At 69.7% G+C, this 15,737-nt stretch carries 15 protein-coding genes; 1 reads left to right on the top strand and 14 read right to left on the bottom strand.

Annotated elements, in window-relative coordinates; genetic code table 11:
• Positions 1-31: 31 nt before the first annotated feature.
• The gene (locus AC07PU_RS15375; RefSeq protein ID WP_296774632.1) at positions 32-2,650 is read left to right on the top strand and encodes a YncE family protein; all 2,619 of its coding nucleotides are present in this window, start codon (positions 32-34) and stop codon (positions 2,648-2,650) included.
• A gap of 30 nt (positions 2,651-2,680) precedes the next feature.
• Here AC07PU_RS15375 and AC07PU_RS15370 read toward each other — a convergent pair whose 3' ends face one another.
• From AC07PU_RS15370 to AC07PU_RS15305, 14 genes are all read right to left on the bottom strand, one after another.
• Positions 2,681-3,484 carry a GntR family transcriptional regulator gene (locus tag AC07PU_RS15370; protein ID WP_093344051.1) on the bottom strand — a complete coding sequence of 268 codons (804 nt, stop codon included), beginning with the start codon at positions 3,482-3,484 and terminating at the stop codon, positions 2,681-2,683.
• The gene (locus tag AC07PU_RS15365) at positions 3,481-4,149 is read right to left on the bottom strand and encodes a cysteine hydrolase family protein (protein ID WP_495318568.1); all 669 of its coding nucleotides are present in this window, start codon (positions 4,147-4,149) and stop codon (positions 3,481-3,483) included. Before AC07PU_RS15365 ends, AC07PU_RS15370 begins: the two co-directional genes overlap by 4 nt.
• 13 nt (positions 4,150-4,162) lie before the next feature.
• A complete protein-coding gene (locus AC07PU_RS15360) occupies positions 4,163-5,728 on the bottom strand; it encodes an ABC transporter ATP-binding protein (protein WP_495318566.1) in 1,566 nt (521 codons plus the stop codon).
• Between the two features lie 334 nt (positions 5,729-6,062).
• A complete protein-coding gene (biuH, locus tag AC07PU_RS15355; RefSeq protein WP_495318564.1) occupies positions 6,063-6,773 on the bottom strand; it encodes a biuret amidohydrolase in 711 nt (236 codons plus the stop codon).
• Complete coding sequence (locus AC07PU_RS15350; protein ID WP_495318562.1) at positions 6,770-7,771, bottom strand: formamidase; 1,002 nt, start codon at positions 7,769-7,771, stop codon at positions 6,770-6,772. The genes biuH and AC07PU_RS15350 overlap by 4 nt, the downstream gene beginning before the upstream one ends.
• 43 nt (positions 7,772-7,814) lie before the next feature.
• Positions 7,815-8,738: an ABC transporter permease gene (locus tag AC07PU_RS15345; protein ID WP_495318560.1), complete on the bottom strand. Its 924-nt coding sequence runs from the start codon at positions 8,736-8,738 to the stop codon at positions 7,815-7,817.
• On the bottom strand, positions 8,735-9,811 hold the full coding sequence (locus AC07PU_RS15340; protein WP_495318558.1) for an ABC transporter permease: 1,077 nt from the start codon (positions 9,809-9,811) through the stop codon (positions 8,735-8,737). Before AC07PU_RS15340 ends, AC07PU_RS15345 begins: the two co-directional genes overlap by 4 nt.
• 25 nt (positions 9,812-9,836) lie before the next feature.
• Positions 9,837-10,955, bottom strand: a complete 1,119-nt coding sequence (locus AC07PU_RS15335) for a BMP family ABC transporter substrate-binding protein (protein WP_203203766.1) — start codon at positions 10,953-10,955, stop codon at positions 9,837-9,839.
• 45 nt (positions 10,956-11,000) lie between these two features.
• Positions 11,001-11,387, bottom strand: a complete 387-nt coding sequence (hpxZ, locus tag AC07PU_RS15330) for an oxalurate catabolism protein HpxZ (RefSeq protein WP_495318556.1) — start codon at positions 11,385-11,387, stop codon at positions 11,001-11,003.
• 22 nt (positions 11,388-11,409) lie between these two features.
• Entirely contained in the window at positions 11,410-12,837 is a 1,428-nt protein-coding gene (locus AC07PU_RS15325) for an AtzE family amidohydrolase (RefSeq protein ID WP_495318554.1), read from the bottom strand.
• Positions 12,834-13,040: a DUF4089 domain-containing protein gene (locus tag AC07PU_RS15320; protein ID WP_296732973.1), complete on the bottom strand. Its 207-nt coding sequence runs from the start codon at positions 13,038-13,040 to the stop codon at positions 12,834-12,836. The genes AC07PU_RS15325 and AC07PU_RS15320 overlap by 4 nt, the downstream gene beginning before the upstream one ends.
• Positions 13,041-13,054: 14 nt before the next feature.
• Positions 13,055-13,888, bottom strand: coding sequence for an ABC transporter ATP-binding protein (locus AC07PU_RS15315; RefSeq protein WP_203203762.1), 834 nt, complete (start codon positions 13,886-13,888; stop codon positions 13,055-13,057).
• Entirely contained in the window at positions 13,885-14,715 is an 831-nt protein-coding gene (locus tag AC07PU_RS15310; protein WP_495318551.1) for an ABC transporter permease, read from the bottom strand. The genes AC07PU_RS15315 and AC07PU_RS15310 overlap by 4 nt, the downstream gene beginning before the upstream one ends.
• Before the next feature lie 4 nt (positions 14,716-14,719).
• Positions 14,720-15,721, bottom strand: coding sequence for an ABC transporter substrate-binding protein (locus AC07PU_RS15305; RefSeq protein WP_495318549.1), 1,002 nt, complete (start codon positions 15,719-15,721; stop codon positions 14,720-14,722).
• Positions 15,722-15,737: the final 16 nt, after the last annotated feature.

Here is a 15,737-nt window from a genome sequence, read left to right as displayed (position 1 = left end):
TCGAGCGACAGAGGAAAAGAGGGGCGAGGGAATGAAGCTGAAATTCACGGCCATTGTTGGCTTTTGTCTGGCATTGGCCGCCTGCGGGGGCGGTGGAGGCGGCGGCGGTGGGGGAGGATTCCCCGGCCTCGTGGGTGGTGTTCCCGGCGCCACGGGTCAACCGGAAACGCCTGCGTCCAACCCCGTCATCACCTTCTCGCCATCCACGCTCACCGGTAACCAACAGACCGGCACCAGCGCCAGCTATGTGGTGAAAGTCAACGTCACCAACCCCGACGTGTTCACTGGCCCTGTCTATGCAGTGGTCCTGGATCGCGAGCAGATCCTGAGACAGGCCGACGGCCTGCGTCTCGTCGCCATTGACAAAGTCACCTTCGCCGCGACCCTGAATACCTCTGGCAGCCTGACGCCAGGCCGCCACAGAGGCACGTTCTCCGTGTCCCTGTGCAAGGACATCGCGTGCATCGGCCAGTACGCAGGCTCTCCGGTTTCGCTTCCCTACGACCTCACGGTCACGCCAAAGCCGCTGTCGGCTCTCGCGCCGACCGGTACGCGTGCAACCGTTCATGTGGGCGCCGCCAACCCGCCCGAGGTCGACGTCCACGTCGGCGGCCCCGACGGCACCTGGAAGGCCACCACGAGCAGCAGCTGGCTGAAGGTCGCGCAGGCGGAAGGCCAGCTGCCGGCCACGCTCAAGGCCCGCTTCGTCACGCAGGGCATGACTGCCGGCATCTACCAGGATGAGCTGGTGGTGCGTTCCGCCGACGGTCAGGAAGCCAAGGTCGGATTCACGCTCGAAATGCTGGCCACGCAGTTCCAGGTCAGCACCGACTCCTTCACCTTCACCGGGGTGAATGGCGCGACCATCCCGCCACAAACACTGAATTTCGAGCTGGACAACGGCACGCCCGCGAGCTGGACGGCCAGCGCCGCCTCGCCATGGCTGCTGCTCCAGCCGGGCACGGGCACCACCCCGGGCTCGCTGACTGCCCGCGTCGATGCCAGCAAGTCCAACCTGGCCTCTGGCGACTACACCAGCAGCATCGTGCTGGCTTCGGCGGGTTACCCGAGCAAGACCGTGGGCACCGCGCTCACGCTCACGAAGCCCACGCTGTCCGCTCCATCCATGGCAGTCATCCTGGGCGGCGCCAAGGGACGGGATGAGGTCGCGCAATCGCTCTCCATGAGCCTGAACACGGGCACCAACAAGTGGCCCTGGACGCTCTCGACGCCGCTGCCCAACTGGGTCAACGCCGCCGCCACGTCCGGCAGCGTCGATGCGAACGGCACGCCGCTGAGCTTCTCGCCGATCTTCAATGGCATCACGCCAGGCACCCATTCCGGCCTCGCGACCGTGACGGCGAAAGTCAACGGCGACACGGTCACGCTGCCTGTGAGCCTGGTCCTGAATCGGGACAAGCGGCAACTGCTTCCCTCCGAGTGGGGCATCGGTTTCGCCAGCGTACCTGACGGATCCGTGCTCACGCGAACGGTGCGGGTCACCGACAACTTCGGCGGCGCACTGCCCTGGACCGCCACCTCCAGCGCCCCCTGGCTCTCCGTGACGGGCAATGGCACGACAGGAACCAGTCCGGGCCTGGTGCTCACTGCGGATCCGAAGCTGGCGCCCACGGGCCAGACAAGCTATGCGACCGTCACGCTGAAGACATCCAATCCGGACGTGGCTGCCGCGGTCATCAACGTCGGGTTGTGGAAGGCCACCAGTGGATTGACCGCCTTGACCACGCTGCCGGCCGAGTACACAAACATCGTCGCCGACAAGATCCGCCCTTACGTCTACGCGCATAGTGGTGGCACGTCGATCGATATCTACAACGCGCACCTGGGCACCAAGGTCGGCAGCATCGCCAACGTCGGAGGCTCGCTGGCGGAGATGACCGTTGCACCCGATGGAAGCAAGCTCTATGCGGTGGATACGGGTGGCCAGGCCATCGCCGTCGTGGACCTCGCGACCGCATCGAAGATCGAAGCTTGGCCGCTGATATCGAGCGCCGATCCGTACCTGAGCTTGCTGGCGATCCGCACCAACGGCAAAAACATCGTCATCGCGGGTGACGGCAATGCGTACGTGGACGGCCTGAGCATCAACACACTGTCGCCCGGCGGCATTCGCCTGGTCCTTGCCGCCTCGTCCGACGGCCGGAGGGTTTTCGCGCAGGACACGGGCTTCAGTCCCGCCGGCTTCATCGCGTTCGATGTCGACTATTCCGCCATGGGTGGCGGCACCCTGCTGGTGACGAACACTGCATCGGGGGCCGTCAACGGTGCCGCGAATGGGCAGGATATCGCCGTGAATGCGGACGGCACCGCTCTCTACACCGCGTCGGGCGCGCCCTACCGCTGTTCTTCCGTGAATCCCATCAGTCTGGCGTTCATTGCCAGCCTGCCGGGCGGAGAGGCCTATCCCAACAATGTCAAGGTCACCAGGGACGGCCGTGTGATATGCGGCGTGGATGGCGGACTTGCGAATGCGGACGTCTGGGTCCATTCCGCCAACGGAACGCTGTTGAAGTCCTTCAAGTTCGGCGGTCTTCTCCGGCGCCAGTTGGCGGTGACACCGGATGGAATGACGGCCGTGGGCCTGACAAGCCTTCCCCAGATGGTGTTCGCCCCCCTCGGCGCGCCGTAATCGCACGGCACCTGAAGCAGGTGCATCAACTCAGCGCGGCGCGCGCCCCGCGTGCCGCGCCAGGTGCACCTGGTGCAGCGTGATCTTGCGCACCTCGGCCTGGCTGGTCTCGATGTGGGCGCGCAGCAGCATCGCGGCCTGGTCGCCGCGGTTGGCGCGCACGGCCTTGAGGATCTTGGCGTGCTCGTCGTAGGTGGCGTCGATGCGCGGCTGCTGCGTGAAGTCGAGGCGGCGGATGATGCGGATGCGGTCGGTGACGTCGCGGTGCACCCGCGCCATCTCGGCATTGCCCGCGGCCGCGACCAGCGAGCAGTGGAAGGCCTCGTCCCAGGCCGCGACCTGCGCCATGTCGGTGCTGCGCTGCGCGGCGGGCACCAGCCAGATGGCCGCGAGCTCGTCGAGCAGGCTGCGGTCGACGCGGCGGTCGGCCTCGCACAGGCGGTGCACGGCCGATGTCTCCAGGATCATGCGCAGGTCGTAGAGCTGCTCGAACTGCTCGAAGTCGAAGGGCAGCACGCGCCAGCCGCTGCGGAACAGCACCTCGACGAAGCCCTCCTGCTGCAGTCGGAACAGCGCCTGGCGCACCGGCGTGCGCGAGACGCCGAGGCGGTCGCTGATCTCGTTCTCGGTGAAGCGGTCGCCCGGCACGAGGATGAACTCGGCCACGTCGCGCTTGAGCTGCGCATAGACCTCGTCGGCGCGCGTGCGGAACACGACCGCGTCGGCGGCCACGGGCGTGGACGCGGGGGCGCTGGGTTCGGCGGCTTCGGTGCCGTGGCGGGGACGGGCGATGGTCGACACGGGGCGAATGGTAGTCGCTGCGGCGCGCTTCATGCGCCGCCGAGCGCTTCGATGAGCTGGCCGCCGGTCGCGGTCCAGCCGACGATGCCGCCCTGGGCGCGCACCATCTCGACGGTGGCGGCCTTGAAGGCCGGGAAGTAGCTCTCGGTGCAGTCCTCGAGCAGCAGGCCATCGTAGCCGCGGTCGTTGGCCTCGCGCATGCTGGTCTGCACGCAGACCTCGGTGGTGACGCCGCCGAACAGCAGGTGGGTGATGCCGCGTGCCTGCAACAGTTCGTGCAGCTCGGTGGCATAGAAGGCCCCCTTGCCGGGCTTGTCGATCACGATCTCGCCGGCCACGGGCGCGAGCGCCTCGATGATCTGGTTGCCGGGCTCGCCGGCCACGAGGATGCGGCCCATCGGCCCCTCGTCGCCGATGCGCAGCGTGGGATTGCCTCGGTTGCGCTTGGCCGGCGGGCAGTCCGAGAGATCGGGCCGGTGCGCCTCGCGCGTGTGGACGACGAGGCCGCCGGCCGTGCGCCAGGCGGCGAGCACGCGCTGCGTGGCCGGCACGATGGCCTCGAGCAGCGAGACGTCGTTGCCCAGGGTCTCGCCGAAGCCGCCGGGCTCGATGAAGTCGCGCTGCATGTCGATCAGCACGAGCGCGGTGGTCTTTGGGTCGAAGGTGTAGGGAAAGGGAAGTGCGTTCGTGATCTGCATGTTCGATGTCCTTCTAGTGCCCACCGCCCATGTGCGCCCCGATCACGTGGCGCTCGGCGCCCGCGGCGGCGGTCTCGTGGACCACGCGGCCCTCGCTCATGACGACGATGCGGTCCGACAGCTCGAGCAGCTCGTCGAGGTCCTCGCTGACCAGCAGCACGGCCCCGCCCTTCTCGCGCACCTGCACGATGCGCGCATGGATCTCGGCCACGGCCGCGAAGTCGAGGCCGAACACGGGGTTGGCCGCGATCAGCACGTTGATGTCGCCCGCGAGTTCGCGCGCGAGCACGGCGCGCTGCACGTTGCCGCCCGAGAGGCTGCGGATGGGGGCGCCTTCGCCCTGCGTCTTGACGCCGTACTCGGCGATCCATTCGCGCGCCCGTGCGCGCCAGCGCGAGAAGCGCAGCAGGCCGCCGGCCGCGAGCGGCGCTCGGTCGAAGTCGCGCAGCGCCATGTTCTCGGCCACGCTGAGGTCGCCCACGCAGGCGTTGCGCAGCGGCTCCTCGGGCAGGCTGCGCACCTTGAGTTCGCGGTTCTCGGCGCGGCTTGCGCGGTAGGGCGTGCCCATCACGCGCACCCGGCCCGCGAGCCGCGGGCGCTGGCCGACCAATGCCTCGACCAGTTCGCGCTGGCCGTTGCCCGAGACACCCGCCACGCCGAGGATCTCGCCCGCGCGCACCGACAGGCTGAGGTCGTGCAGCGCGAGCGTGCCGCGATCGCCGAGCGCGCGCAGGCCCTCGACCTCGAGCGCGACGGGCGCATCGGCGGCCGGCGCGCGGCGCGTGGAGGCAGCGGCCTGCGCCGGGGCCACGGCGGTCTGCTGCGCGCCCATCATGGTCGCGGCGAGCAACGCCGGGCTGGTGTCGGCCACGCGGCCGTGGTGCACGGCCTTGCCGCGCCGCAGCACCGTCACGCCGTCGGCATAGGCCATGACCTCGCGAAACTTGTGCGTGATGATCAGCACGGTGCACAGCCCGCTGCGCGCGAACTCGCGCACATGGCCCAGCACCTCGTCGGCCTCCTGCGGCGTGAGCACCGAGGTCGGCTCGTCGAGGATCAGCAGGCGCGGCTTCAGGTAGAGCTGCTTGAGCAGCTCGAGCTTCTGCTTCTCGCCCGCGGCCAGCTCGGACGGCCGCGCATCGAGGTCGAGGCGGAACGGCGTCGTGGCCAGGAAGGCCTCGAGCTCGGCGCGCTTGGCCTTCCAGTCGATCACCGCGGGCGTGCGGCCGCCGGCCAGCAGCAGGTTCTCGGCCACGGTCATGCCCGGCGCCAGCGTGAAGTGCTGGTAGACCATGCCGATGCCGAGCGCGCGCGCGACGATGGGGTTGGCGATGTCCTGCTCGCGGCCGTCGATCAGGATGCTGCCCTCCTCCGCGCGCTGGAAGCCGGCCACGCACTTGACCAGCGTGCTCTTGCCCGCGCCGTTCTCGCCGAGCAGCGCATGCACGCTGCCGGGTTCCACCCGCAGGGTCACGCTGTCCATCGCGGTGAAGGCGCCGAAGCGCTTGGTGAGGCGGTAGGTGTCGAGCGCGAGCGCGCCGGTGCCTGGGGGGAGGCCGCCGATGGCGTGGGTGCTCATGTCCGTGCTCCAGCTTCGTTGGCGCCCGAGAGGTTTCGTTCGGGGCGCGTGCACAGGCCGCCGGGTACTCCCCTCCGCGAATGTCCCCCGCCTTCGGCTCCTCCTTGATTTCGCTGCGGGGAGTACCCGACGCCCTGTGCACGAAGAGCGCAGCGGTGGTGCGGCCCGCACAGGCACTGCGCCCCTCGATCACGTCGCTGGGGTGCCTTGCGCAGCGAAATCAAGGAGGAGGCCGAAGGCCGGGGGACATTCGCGGAGCAAGGCACCCCAGTGGCGTGATCGCGCCCCGGCCGTTGAAAGCCCGTCCCCATGACACGAACCGAATGACCCGTCCTCATAACGCCGCCAACAAAGCCTGCGACGAAGCATGCGCCCCGAACACCCCGCCCTGCATCGTGATCATTTTGAGCGCCGCGAGATGGTTGCCATGGTCGGTCGCCGCCGTGCAGTCCGACAGCAGCAGGCATTCGAAACCGCGGTCGTTGGCGTCGCGCATGGTGGTGTGCACGCAGACGTCGGTGGTGATGCCCGCGAGGATCAGGTTCTCGATGCCGCGCGTGCGCAGGATCAGCTCGAGGTCGGTGGCATAGAACGAGCCCTTGCCGGGCTTGTCGATCACGGTCTCGCCGGGCAGCGGCGCGAGCTCGGGAATGATTTCCCAGCCCGGTTCGCCACGCACCAGGATGCGCCCGCAAGGACCGTCGTCGCCGATGCCCACGCCGTTGGCGCCGATCTGGCGCGAGCGCCAGCGCTTGTTGGCCGGCAGGTCGGCGAGGTCGGGTCGGTGGCCCTCGCGCGTATGGATCACGTGATAGCCCAACGGCCGCAGCGCCGCGAGCGTGCGCGCGATCGGCTGGATCGGCGCCTGCACCAGCGACAGGTCGTAGCCCATCACGTCGACATAGCCGCCCTTGCCGCAGAAGTCGGTCTGCATGTCGATCACGATCAGCGCCGTGTTGTCGGGCCGAAGCGCGCCGTTGTAGGGCCAGGCATAGGGTTCGGCCGCGACGTGGCGCTGCACGGCGGCGGTATCGGTGGCGCTCATTGCTCGGGTCCTGCGTAGCTGCGTTCGGGCGGCGCGAAGCCGCAAGGCGTGCCGTCGGTCACCTTCACCTCGGCGCTCCAGGGCAGGCGGTAGGTGCCAGCGGCCATGTCGCGCATGTAGGTGTAGGGACAGTCCTGCGCCCCGCCCTTCACCGCCACGTAGCCGCGGTGGTAGAGCTGGTAGATGTTGTTCTCCACGCCCCAGCCGGTGCGCGCCTCGCGCACCAGGTCGGGCCGCAGCTCGGCCGTGACGATCTCGTCGACGCGGCCGCCGCCCTCGACCAGCACCGTGCCGTCGAAGTTGCAGAACATGCCCTCGCCCATCGAGTCGAAGCTGCCGTCGCTGCCGCTCAGGCACACGCTGGCCGTGTAGGCGAGATTGCAGAAGGCGTTGGCCTGGTTGGTGATCTTCCAGGCATGGCGGATCGGCGCCGTGTAGCCGGCCGTGCGCAGGATGATCTCGGCGCCCTTGTACGCGGCCTCGCGCGCCATCTCGGGGAACATGCCGTCGTGGCAGATGATCAGCGCGAGCTTGCTGCCGTTGGGGCCGTCGCACACCGGCACGCCGAGGTTGCCGGGCTCCCAGGGCTCGACCGGCACCCACGGATGCAGCTTGCGGTAGTAGAGCCGGATCGCGCCCTGGTCGTCGATGATCAGCCCGCTGTTGTAGGGGTTACCGCGCGGGTTGGCTTCCATGATCGAGAAGCAGCCCCAGATGCGGTGTTCGATGCAGGCCTGTTTGAAGGCCGCGACCTCGGGGCCGTCGAGCGTGCACATGATCTCGGGGTTGGTGTCCATCGAGAGGCCGTGCAGCGCGTACTCGGGAAACACCACCAGGTCCATGGTCGACTGGTTGCGGCGCGCCTTGCCCACCAGCGCGCAGATGCGCGCGGTCTGGGCCGCGAGCTCGGCGCGCGTCTTCACGTTCGGCAGCTGCAGCTGCACCAGGCCGACGACGACGCCGTTGGCCGATTTGTTGAGTCCGCCGAGGCCGCTCATGGGCGTTGTCCTTGTGTGATGGGTTCTGTGGTCATGTCGAAGCTCAGTTCCTGGTGGCCGACAGCTCGCCGGGGCTGCCCGCGGCCGCGCTGCCGGGACGGCAGGTCAGCACCAGGATCGCCAGCGTGAGCACGTAGGGCACGGTGTTGAAGAGGTGGTAGCCCCAGCCGATGCCGATCGACTGCAGCGCGGGACCGATGGCGCCCGCGCCGCCGAAGAGGAAGGCCGCGCCCACGCAGCGCAGCGGGCTCCAGCGCGCGAAGATCACCAGCGCCACCGCGATCAGGCCCTGGCCGCTCGAGATGCCCTCGTTCCAGCTGCCCGGATAGAACAGCGTGAGCGAGGCGCCACCGAGCCCCGCGATGAAGCCGCCCGCGGTGGTGGCCGCGATGCGCAGGCCCGACACCGAATAGCCGAGCGCGCGCGTGGCCTGCGCCGAATCGCCGGCCATGCGCACCAGCAGGCCGATGCGCGTGCGCGCGAAGCCCCACCACAGCAGCAGCGCGAGCGCCAGGCCCGCCGGCACCAGCGCATTGAGCTGGAGCGCCGAGCGCACCACCGGGTTGTCGCTCCAGAAGCCCAGCGGGATCGCGGGAATCTGCGGCGCCTGCGGCTGGATCAGCGGCTTGCCGAGGTAGAACGCGAGCCCGGTGCCCAGCAGCATCAGCGCGATGCCGGTGGCCACGTCGTTGACGCGGTCGAGCGAACACAAGAGGCCGTGCAGCAGCGCGAGCGCCGCGCCCGCCGTGGCGCCGATCAGCACGCCGAGCCAGGCCGAGTCGGTGAGGTAGGCACCGCCGAAGGCCGCCATGGCCGACAGCACCAGCACGCCTTCGAGGCCGAGGTTGATGCGGCCCGATTTCTCGGTGAGGCACTCGCCCAGGCTCACGAACAGGAAGGGCGCGCCCACGCGCAGTGCGCCGCCGACGATGCCGGCCACGAGCGCGATCCACTGGTCGGCGGTCATGCTGCAGCGCTCCTGTCGTACTGCTTGGCTTCGGGCAGCATGCGGTCGCCGAACTTCTTCCAGTTGACCGTGCGCAGCCCCTCGCTCGCGAGGATCAGCACGAAGGCGATGCCCTGCAGCACCAGCACCGAGGCATCGGGCAGGCCGACGCGCCGCTGCAGCAGGCTGCCCGCGGCGCCGAAGCCGCCGAACAGGATCGCCACCGGCACGATGGCCGCAGGGTTGTGGCGCGCGATGAAGGAAACGAGGATGCCCGCGTAGCCGTAGCCCGCGATCAGCGAGGCGTTGGCGTTGGTGTGCACCGCCGCCACCTCGATCGCGCCGGCCACGCCCGCGCAGGCGCCGCCGAGGCCGCAGGCGCCGAGGATCAGCCGCGTGGCCGGCAGCCCCACGAGCTGCGCGGTGCGCGGGTTGCCGCCCACCACGCGCACCGAGAAGCCCGAGGGCGTGGCGCGCAGCCAGGCCGCGAGCCCGAGGCAGGCGACGATGCCGACCACCAGGCCCCAGTGCACGTCGGAGCCGCCGATGCCGCCGATCAGCAGGCCGTCGGGCAAGGTGTGGGTCGAGGGCTTGTTGAGGCTCGCGGGATCGCGCAGCGGCCCTTCGACCAGGTGCTTGAAGATGCCGATCGCGATGTAGGCCAGCAGCAGGCTGCTGATGGTCTCGTTGATGCCGCGGTACTGGCGCAGCCAGCCCGCGAGCATGATCCACAGCGCGCCGACCGCCGCGCCCGCGATGCACAGCAGCGTGATGCCGGCCACGCCCGAAGGCAACGGCAGTGCATGCGCGAGCGCCGCGCAGGCCAGGCCGCCGAACACCAGCGCGCCCTCGCCGCCGATCACGATCAGCCCGGCGCGCGCGGGCAGCGCCACGCACAGGGCCGTGAGCATCAGCGGTGCCGCGCGCTGCAGCGTGTTCTGCCACGAGAACCAGTCGCCGAAGGCGCCCTTGAACAGCGTGGTCCAGACCTCCACCGGATCGACGCCCGCGAAGGCGACGACCAGGCCGAAGACCAGCAGCGCCGCCGCGATGGCGAAGACCGGGAGGGCGAATTCCTTGAGCGCGTTGCGCATGGCGATGCGATGGACGGCGCTGCGCTCAGACGGAGCCGAGCACGCCCTCGACCAGGTAGTTCATCTTCTCGAGCTCGAGGTCGGTCTGCTTGAGCACCTTGCCCGCGGGCACCACCACCGCGCCCTTGTTGTCCTTGATGCCGTCCTTGAAGATGTCGAAGGTGCCCGCGATCATCTTCGCCTTGATGTCGTCGGCCTGCTTCTTCGCGGCGTCCGGCACCATGGGGCCGTAGGCCGACATCTTCACGTAGCCTTCCTTCAGGCCGCCGCGCAGGAAGTTGGGATGCGGCTTGCCGGTCTGCGCGGCCTCGATCGCGGTCTTGTAGGCGGTGAGCCAGTTCCACTCGGCGCCCGTGAGGTAGGCGTTCGGCGCGAGCTTGGCCTGGCTCGCGTGGTAGCCGCAGACCATCTTGCCGCGCTTGGCGGCCGTCTCGACCACCACCTTGGGGCCGTCCACGTGCATCGTGAACACGTCGCAGCCCTGGTCGGCCAGGCTGTTGGTGGCCTCGGCCTCCTTCACGGCCATCGACCAGTCGCCGGTGAAGATCACGCTGCAGGTGATGTTCGGCTTGACCGAGCGCGCACCGAGCGTGAAGGCGTTGATGTTGCGCAGCACCTGCGGGATCGGCTTGGCCGCGACGAAGGCGATCTTGTTGCTCTTCGTCATGTGGGCGGCGATCACGCCGTTGAGGAACTGGCACTCGTCGATGTAGCCGAAGAAGCTGCCGACGTTCTTCGGATGCTTGCCCTCGGTCCAGAGGCCGCCGCAGTGCGAGAAGCGCACGTCGGGGTTCTTGGGCGCGACGGCCAGGATGTGCGGATCGAAGTAGCCGAAGGAGGTCGGGAACAGCAGCTTGGCGCCGTCCTGCGCGATCATGCCCGACATGGTCTTCTGCACGGCCGCGGTCTCGGGCACGTTCTCCTCCTCCACCAGCTTGATGCCGGGCAGCTTCCTGATCTCGGCCGCGGCCTGCGCGTGCGCCTGGTTGTAGCCGTAGTCGTCGCGCGCGCCGACGTAGATCACGCCGACGGTGAGCGGCTTGGCCTGCGCGCGAGCGAAGGGGCTCAGCGCACCGAGGGTGCCGGCCGCGCCGAGGGCGGCCAGGGTCTTGAGGGAATCGCGGCGATTGGGTTGGCTCGTCATGCTGTGCTTTCGGGTGGGTGGAGGTGGGGGTGCAAGAAATGGGCCTCAGGCGCCGAGCAGGCTCACGTGCGCGGCGACCACGCGCCAGCCCTGGTCCGTGCGCATCCAGGTCTGGCTCTGGCGGCCGGTGCGTTCGCTGCCTTCGCGGCGGAACTCGCAGTTGGCGGTCGCGAAGTCGCGGCCGTAGGTGGTGACGACGACGCGCAGCAGCTCGCGCGCGAGCCCCTGCGCGGGGCGCGAAGCGCGGAAGGCCTGGATCGCCTCGTAGCCGTAGAGGTTCTCGGTCGCGCCGTAGCGCAGCGTGGTCGGGCTGGCCCAGAACAGTTCGTCGAGCACCTCGACCTCGTTGTTCACCAGCGCGTGCTCGTAGCGCGCGAACACGGCCTCGACTTCGGCGAGCACGTCGGGCAGGTTGATCTCGGGGGTGGTCATGAAGCGGGGTGTCCGTCGGTCGTCAAAGGGTGGCCACGGGCGCGCGCGCCACGCCCGCGTCCTCGAGCGCCGCGGCCACGCGCAGCGCGAGGTCTTCGCGCCAGGGCGCGGCGATCAGCTGCACGCCGATCGGCAGCCGCGCATGCGCGCCCCACACCGGCACGCTGCACACCGGCAGGCCGATGCACGAGATCGGCTGGGTGAGCAGCCCCATGTTGGGCCGCACCGGCAGGCTCTGGCCGTTGATCTCGAAGCGCTCGGCGCCCACCGGCGTGGCGGCGCTCGGCGTGGCGGGCGCGAGCAGCACGTCGAAGCGGCCGAACAGGCGCGCCACCGCCTCGGCATAGACGCGGCGCACGCGCTGGGCGCGCGCGATCCAGGCGGCGGGCAGCAGCGCGCCCGCGAGGAAGCGGTCGCGCGACAGCGGCTCGAAGTCGTGCGCGCGGCGGCGCAGGTCGTCGAGGTGCAGCGCCGCGCCTTCGGCGTTGGTGATCAGGAAGGCGGCCGCGCGGCCGGCCTCGACCAGCGGCAGCTCGACGCTGGCGTGCGCGGCCAGCGCATCGGCCACGCGGTCGACCGCGGCGTTGGCCTCGGCGCCGGCGTTGGCGCGGAAGTAGCCGCCGAGCACGCCGATGCGCAGGCCCTGCGTGCCGCGCACCAGCAACGGCGCCACCGGTTCGACCGCGCGCTGCGTGCAGCCGGGGTCGCGCCGGCCGGCGGGATCCTCCGGCCCCTGCATCGCGTCGTAGGCCAGCGCGAGGTCGCGCGCCGAGCGCGCGAAGGGCCCGAGGTGGTCGAGGCTCGAGACGAAGGGATAGCTGCCGCTGCGCGGCAGCCGGCCGAAGGTGGGCTTGAGCCCGAACACGCCGCACAGCGAGGCCGGCACGCGGATCGAGCCGTTGGTGTCCGAGCCCAGCGTGAGCGCGACCTGCCCCGCGGCCACGGCCGCGCCCGAGCCGCCCGAGGAACCGCCCGCGATGCACGAGAGGTCGTGCGGATTGCGCGTCGGGCCCTCGTGGCTGTTCTCGGTGGTGAAGCCGTAGGCGTACTCGTCCATGTTGAGCGCGCCGACCAGCACCGCGCCCGCGCGCTCGAGCCGGCGCACCAGCAGCGCGTCGGCATTCGCGGGCGCGGCCTCGCGCTCGATCTTCGAGCCGGCCAGCGTGGCGATGCCCGCGATGTCGAACAGGTTCTTGACCGCGAAGGGCACGCCGAGCAGCGGCAGTTCGCGCGTGCGCTCGGCCGTGGCCGAGGCCAGCGAGGCGTCGACCTGCGCCGCGCGGCGCAGCGCGCGTTCGCGCAGCACGGCGGTGAAGGCGTTGACGCGGCCGTCGGTGGCCTCGATGCGCGCGAGGCTGGCTTCGGCCAGCGCGCCGGCGCTGACCTCGCCGCGGCGCACCGCCTCGGCCATGGCGCTCGCGTCCCTGGCGATCAGGCTGGCGGCGTTCATCGGCCGGCCTCCGAAGGCGAGACCGGAACGAACTGCACCGCGGCCTCGTCGTGCACCGACAGCGGCACCGCCTCGACGGTGGCCGCGAAGCCGGCCGCGAGCGCGAAGTAGCGCAGCACGCCCTCGCGGTGGGCGGGCGAGAGCGGGAGGCCGAGCGCGGCCGCGGCCGCGTCGACGTGGCGTTCGATCTGTTCGGGCGTCATGGCGTCGGCTCCTCTCAACGGCGCACTTCGCGCTGGAAGATGTCGAGGCTGAGCTTCTTCATCGCGACGAAGCTCTCGGTGCTCAGGGTCTCGACCGTGCGCGGGCGCGCATCGCCATAGCGCAGGATCTCTGCCACCTTGGTCGGGCGCTTGGTCAGCAGCAGCACCTCGTCGGCCAGGTACACCGCCTCCTCGAGGTCGTGCGAGACCAGCAGCATGGTGGTGCCGGTCTGCATGAACACTTCCTGCAGCTTCTCGCGGATGAACAGGGTCATCTCGAAGTCGAGCGCCGAGAAGGGCTCGTCGAGGAACAGCACCTCGGGGTTCGGCGCGAGCGCGCGCATGATCGACGCGGTCTGTTGCTGGCCGCCCGAGAGCTCGTAGGGAAAGCGCTTGAGGTCGAACTTGACGTCGAAGGAAGCGACCAGCTCCTCCATGCGGCGATCGACCTCGGCCTTGCTGCGGCCTTCCAGCTTCAGCGGATAGGCGATGTTGTCGATGGTGCGCATCCACGGGAACATCGCCTCGCGGTAGTTCTGGAACACGTAGCCGATCTTGGTGTCCTTGCGCTGTTTGCCGTCGAACAGGATCTCGCCGCTGTCGATGGGGATCAGGCCCGCGATCATGTTGATCAGCGTGGACTTGCCGCAGCCGTTGGGCCCGAACACCGAGACGATGCGGTGCTTGGGGATGTCGAGGTCGAAGTTCTCGTACAGCGGCCAGCCCGCGAAGTACTTGGTGAGGCCGCGGATGGTGATGTGGGTGCCCGCCGGGCCGGGCTTGAACACCGGCTTGGGCACGTCGGCATACACGGGGCCGTTGACGACGATGTCGGGCGTGGCTTTCATCGGCCGCTCCAATGAACGATGCGGCGCTCGGCCACGAGGAAGAGGATGTTGAGCACGTAGCCCAGCGCGCCGGCCGCGAGGATGGCCGCATACATGCTCTTGACGTTGAGCACCTGCTGCGCGTCGATGATGCGGTGGCCCAGGCCGTTGTCGGAGCCGATGAACATCTCGGCCACGATCACGATCACCAGCGCCATCGAGACCGCCGAGCGCAGGCCCACGAAGCTGGGCTGCAGGCTCTCCCACACCAGCACGTCCTTGAAGATCTGCCAGCGCGAGGCGCCCATCACGCGCGCCGCCATCACGCGCTGCTTGCGCGCGTTGATGACGCCGTAGGCGCTGTTGAACACCACGATCAGCAGCGCGCCGAAGGCCGCGATCGCCACCTTGTTGATGTCGGACACGCCGAAGATCAGCAGGAACAGCGGGATCAGCGCCGACGAGGGCGTGGAGCGGAAGAAGTCGATCAGGAACTCGACGCTGCGGTAGGCGCGCTCGTTGCTGCCCAGCAGCACGCCCAGCGGCATGCCGACGACGGCGGCGATCGCGAAGGCCTGCACGGTGCGCCACACGGTGACGGCGAAGTCGAGCAGCAGCGGCCCGCCGGCCAGGCCGGTGATGAGCGCGGCCACGGTGTCGGCCGGCGAGGGCAGCAGGATCGGCTTGATGAAGCCGAGCCGCACCACCAGGTCCCAGACGATGAACAGGACGACCGGCCCGATGGCCGGCAGCCAGCGCTCCCAGGCGGGCGCCTTCGGTGCCGCGGAAGCGGCGGCGTTGCCCGCGGGTGGCGCCCACGGGGAGACGGTGGTGCTGCTGTCGGCCATGGCGTCAGGCCTTGTAGAGCAGGCCGTCCACCAGGACCTTCTTCTCGAAGATCCCCTTCTCGGTGAACAGGTCGTAGAACTTCTGGAAGTAGGCGACGTCGCTGGGCTTGAACTCGTTGTAGAGCATGTACGAGGCCAGCGGCACCTCGGCCGTGAGCTTGCCCTCGATGGCGGTGTAGCCCTTCATGTACTGGCGCGCCTCGTCGGGCTGGCCGCGCACCAGCTCGACGCCGCGCGCATAGGCGGCGATGTACTTCTTCGCGGCGTCGGGGTTCTTCTTGAGGAACTCGGTCGTGAGGCTGGCGGCGCCGCCGTGCCAGGGCGCCATCGGGTCGCCGAGGATGTAGCGCGCGACCACGCCGGCCTCGAGCACGCGCGTGGTGCCGTTCATGCGGCCCACGGTGCCCGTGGGCTCGAGCGTGTAGCAGGCATCGACCTGCCCCGCCACCAGCGCGGCCACGTGCTGGCCGATCGGCAGCTCGCTGACCGACACGCCCTTGGCGCCCGCGCGCTCGAGCATGGTCTTGCACAGCGTGACGTTCTGGATGCCCGGGCCCGAGGCCACCTTCTTGCCCGCGAGCTCGGCCATGGCCTTGATCGGGCTGTCCTTGGCGACGATGAACTCGTCGAGCACGAACTTCGCGTTGCTCGGGTTGGTGCAGAAGATCTTGAACAGGCCCGGCTGCGCGATCTCGCCGATCGCGAGGTTGGCCGAGCCGGTGCCGTTGGCGCTGCCGTCGCAGCGGCCCGCGAGCATGGCTTCCATCACCTGCTGCGCGCCCGCGAACTTCTGCGGTTCCACGTCGAGCCCCGCTTCCTTGAAGAAGCCGCGCTCGACCGCCGCGAAGAAGGGCAGGCCCGCGGCCACCGGCCAGAAGCCGACGCGGATCTTCGGTGCCGCCTGGGCGCGCACGATCGCCGGCGCGGCGAGCACCGCGAGGCCGGCGGCGCCGGCCTGCAGCAACTGTCGGCGCGAGGCGGTGGAAGGGAAGTCGGAGATGGACATGGAAGACTCCTCGGTC

It is taken from the genome of Variovorax sp. GW821-FHT10D07 (assembly GCF_059415325.1).
Note: the sequence above shows the minus strand (reverse complement) of the source record. Positions and strands in the feature narration are given on the sequence as shown.